The organism is Streptomyces sp. URMC 123 (genome assembly GCF_051386515.1).
Classification (GTDB): Bacteria; Actinomycetota; Actinomycetes; order Streptomycetales; family Streptomycetaceae; genus Streptomyces.
In genome coordinates this window covers 1-4,026 of the sequence record NZ_JBPQTV010000456.1, presented here as the reverse complement: position 1 = coordinate 4,026, position 4,026 = coordinate 1, and the positions used below count along the sequence as shown (strand labels likewise).

Here is a 4,026-nt window from a genome sequence, read left to right as displayed (position 1 = left end):
GGGGTGCCGCTCTGCTGGCCCGGCTGGCCGGACTGGCTCTGCTTGGGCTTGGTCGTGCCCGCCGTGCCACCTGCCGCGCCACCCGTCGCGCCGCCCGGGATCTGGGCCGCGCGGGCCTTCTTGGCGTACAGCTCCTGCGCCCGCTCGGCGTCGCTGACGGCCGGGTCGTACGACACCACCCGCTCGAAGTCCACGTGCAGATGGCGCGTGCCCTCCAGGGACTCGGCCTTCCAGCGGCAGCCGACCCGCCGGTCCGTGTCGTACGTGATGCTCGCCTCGCCCGCGTACGCCTTCTCCCGCGCCTCCTCGTCGAGGTCCTCGACGCCCGGCAGCAGGGCGCGCAGCGTGCCCGCGGCGATGGCGCCGCAGGGCTCGGGGAGCGAGCGGTACCGGCCGGGTTCGGCGGGGGAGGCGGCGGTGGAGCCGCCGGGCTTGGCGTCGGTGGCGGTGGCCCCGATGCCGGAGCCGCCGGAGCAGCCGGCGAGCGTGCCGGCGAGCCCGGCGGAGAGCAGCGCGGCCGCGAGGGCGGCACCCGGTCCATACGCCTTACGCTGCACGGTCCCCGCGCTCCCTTCGGGCGAAAACTGGTTGCCGCCGACTGGCGGCCGATGGAGACAATGTGTACCGCAGGTGCCACCGCGCACGCCGGTCCGCTGCCTTTGATGCGCCCTACGTCCGGCTTTTGCGGTTTCTAGATTTTTCTATGCTTTTCGGGGGAATGAGGAAGTCATGTCGTACACCGAGGTGCCCGGCGCCCGGGTGCCGATCCGGATGTGGGCCGACCCGGCCACCGTCGAGGGTGTCGCGATGCAGCAGTTGCAGAACGTCGCCACCCTGCCGTGGATCAAGGGCCTGGCCGTGATGCCGGACGTCCACTTCGGCAAGGGCGCCACGGTCGGCTCCGTGATCGCGATGCGCGGGGCGGTCTGCCCGGCGGCGGTGGGCGTGGACATCGGCTGCGGGATGAGCGCCGTGCGCACGTCGCTGACCGCGAACGACCTGCCGGGGGACCTGTCCCGGCTGCGCTCCCGGATCGAGCGGGCCATCCCGGTCGGCCGCGGCATGCACGACGACCCGGTCGACCCCGGCCGGCTGCACGGCTTCCGCACCTCCGGCTGGGACGACTTCTGGGCCCGCTTCGGCGGGGTGGCCGAGGCGGTGCGGTTCCGCCAGGAGCGGGCCGTCAAGCAGATGGGCACGCTCGGCTCCGGCAACCACTTCATCGAGGTCTGCCTCGACGAGACCGGCGCCGTCTGGCTGATGCTCCACTCCGGCTCCCGCAACATCGGCAAGGAGCTGGCGGAGCACCACATCGGCCAGGCACAGAAGCTGCCGCACAACCAGAACCTGATCGACCGCGACCTCGCCGTCTTCGTGGCGGACACCCCGCAGATGGCGGCCTACCGCAACGATCTGTTCTGGGCGCAGGAGTACGCCAAGTACAACCGCGCGATCATGATGGGGCTCTTCCAGGACGCGGTGCGGGCGGAGTTCAAGAAGGCGAAGGTGACCTTCGACCAGGTGATCTCCTGCCACCACAACTACGTCGCCGAGGAGCGGTACGACGGCATGGACCTGCTGGTCACCCGCAAGGGCGCGATCCGCGCGGGCGGCGGCGAGTACGGGATCATCCCGGGCTCCATGGGCACCGGCTCGTACATCGTGCGGGGCCTGGGCAACGAGGCGTCGTTCAACTCCGCCTCGCACGGCGCGGGCCGCCGGATGAGCCGCAACGCGGCGAAGAAGCGCTTCACCACGCGGGACCTGGAGGAGCAGACCCGGGGCGTGGAGTGCCGCAAGGACGCGGGGGTGGTGGACGAGATCCCGGGCGCGTACAAGCCGATCGAGCAGGTCATGGAGCAGCAGCGGGATCTGGTCGAGGTGGTCGCCAAGCTCAAGCAGATCGTCTGCGTCAAGGGTTGAGCGGCCGCCCCGGGGGGCGCGGTGGCGCGGCCGGTCAGTGTCCCCTGGGCGCGTACATGCCGTGTCTTCCGGGGGGGCGACCCCCGGGCCCCCGGCAGCCGGTCAGTGCCCCCGCGGCGCGTACATGATGACCGCCATGCCGGCCAGGCAGACGAGCGCGCCCAGGATGTCGTAGCGGTCCGGCCGGTAGCCGTCGGCGATCGCGCCCCACGCCAGGGAGCCGGCCACGAACACCCCGCCGTAGGCCGCGAGGACGCGGCCGAAGTGCGCGTCGGGCTGGAGCGTGGCGATGAAGCCGTAGGCGCCGAGGGCGACGACCCCGGCGCCGATCCACGCCCAGCCGCGGTGCTCCCGTACGCCCTGCCAGACCAGCCAGGCCCCGCCGATCTCCAGCAGGGCGGCGAGCACGAAGAGGGCGGCGGAGCGGGCGATCGACATGGGCCCAGCGTAGAAGGCGGCCGGCAAGCGGCCGTCAGACGGTGCGTACGGCGGCGGGGCCCGTCCAGTGGGCGAGCGCGGCGCGCAGCGCGTCGGCGCGCCCGGCCGCGTCCCGGTCGCCCTCGGGCCAGTCCGCCGCCCAGGCGGCATAGCCGTCCGGGCGGACCAGGAGCGCGGTGCGCCGGTCGCCGCGCCAGGAGGCCCGTACGACCCGGTCGGTGCGGCCGCCCAGGTCCACGGCCGCCCCGGCGGGGGCGATGAGGACGAAGCGGCCTCCGCGCAGGGCCTCGTACAGCCGGGTCGGCCCCGACCCCGTACCGCTGTCGCGGGGCTCGGGTGCGAGCCGGACGTCCGGGACGCGCCGCCCGGTGAGCGGGTGGGCGCCGCGCGGCGCGCCGTAGGAGATCCCGATGCCGGAGACCTGCCCCATCGCCCGGTCGGTGACGGCCGGTACGTGTCCCAGCGCGGTGGCCGCCAGGGCGCGGAACGCCAGCTGGGCCGGGGTGCGGGCCATGGCCAGCCGCAGCAGCGTCCCGCTGCTGCGCAGCACGGTGCGGCCCACCGGGTGCCGCTCGGCGTGGTACGTGTCGAGCAGGGCCTCGGGGGCCCATCCGTTGAGGACGGCGGCGAGCTTCCAGCCGAGGTTGGCGGCGTCCTGGAGGCCGGTGTTCATGCCCTGGCCGCCGGCGGGGGAGTGGACGTGCGCGGCGTCGCCGGCGAGCAGGACGCGGCCCACGCGGTAGGAGGGGACCTGGCGCTCGTCGCTGTGGAAGCGGGAGAGCCAGCGGGGGTCGTGCATGCCGAGGTCCGAGCCGAGTGCCCGGCGGCACATCTCCTTGAGCTCGTCGAGGCCGACCGGCGCGTCGTCGGGCATCTGCCGGGCGTGGTCCCAGGCGCCGACGCGGTACCAGCCGTCGCCGAACGCGACGACGAAGGCGAAGGTGCCCCCGCGGCCGTTGAGCGCGATGACGGAGTCCGGCTCCTCGGTCAGCCGCACGTCGGCCAGCACCATCGAGGTGAGCACGGCCTTTCCGGGGAAGGGCAGGCCGAGGGAGGCGCGGACGGCGCTGTGCACGCCGTCGGCGCCGCCGGCGTAGGCGGCGCGCCAGGTGGTGGGGCGGTTCGGGGCGCCGGCCGGGTGCGGGGGCCGTGGACCGGTGTCCGTCGCGTGGCGTGCCGGCCGGGTGTCGACCTCGACGCCGTCGTCCCCCTGGCGCACGGCGACGACCTCCGTGTCGTGGACGAAGCGCACCCCGGCGGCGCGGGCCCGGCGTTCGAGCAGCTTCTCCACCTCGTACTGCGGGGTGACCAGCGCGAAGGGGAAGCGGGAGCGCAGCCGGGTGGAGAAGTCGACGACGAGACCGCCGAAGAGGCGGAGGCCGGGGACGCGCCGGCCGGTGGCGAGCAGTTCGTCGGCGAGGCCGCGGGCGTCGAGCTGCTCCAGGGTGCGGGCGTGGACGCCGAAGGCGCGGGTGAGGTTGCTGATCCCGGGCGGGCGGCGCTCCAGCAGGGTGACGGCGTGGCCGGCCTCGGCGAGGTCTCCCGCGAGCAGCAGGCCGGTGGGGCCGGCGCCGACGACGAGGACGTCGGCGCTGCGGGCGGGGTCGTCGGTGCGAGGGGGGCCCGCGTCGGCGGGAGCGGGTCCCGCGTCGGCGGGCTCGTCGG

The 4,026-nt window shown here is 74.7% G+C and carries 3 protein-coding genes and 1 pseudogene; 1 reads left to right on the top strand and 3 read right to left on the bottom strand.

Annotated features, from left to right (window positions below):
* Positions 1-557, bottom strand: a pseudogene (locus ACSNOD_RS29225) (hypothetical protein); the annotation flags it as partial.
* A 172-nt stretch (positions 558-729) separates the two neighbouring features.
* Between ACSNOD_RS29225 and ACSNOD_RS29220 the strand changes: the two are divergent.
* Positions 730-1,923 carry an RtcB family protein gene (locus ACSNOD_RS29220; RefSeq protein ID WP_436770086.1) on the top strand — a complete coding sequence of 398 codons (1,194 nt, stop codon included), beginning with the start codon at positions 730-732 and terminating at the stop codon, positions 1,921-1,923.
* Positions 1,924-2,025: 102 nt separating this feature from the next.
* On the opposite strand, the gene ACSNOD_RS29215 is transcribed toward ACSNOD_RS29220, so the two are convergent.
* Both ACSNOD_RS29215 and ACSNOD_RS29210 read right to left on the bottom strand, forming a co-directional pair.
* On the bottom strand, positions 2,026-2,361 hold the full coding sequence (locus ACSNOD_RS29215; RefSeq protein WP_436770085.1) for a YnfA family protein: 336 nt from the start codon (positions 2,359-2,361) through the stop codon (positions 2,026-2,028).
* A gap of 34 nt (positions 2,362-2,395) precedes the next feature.
* A partial coding sequence (locus tag ACSNOD_RS29210) for an FAD-dependent oxidoreductase (protein WP_436770084.1) occupies positions 2,396-4,026 on the bottom strand: 1,631 nt, incomplete at its 5' end.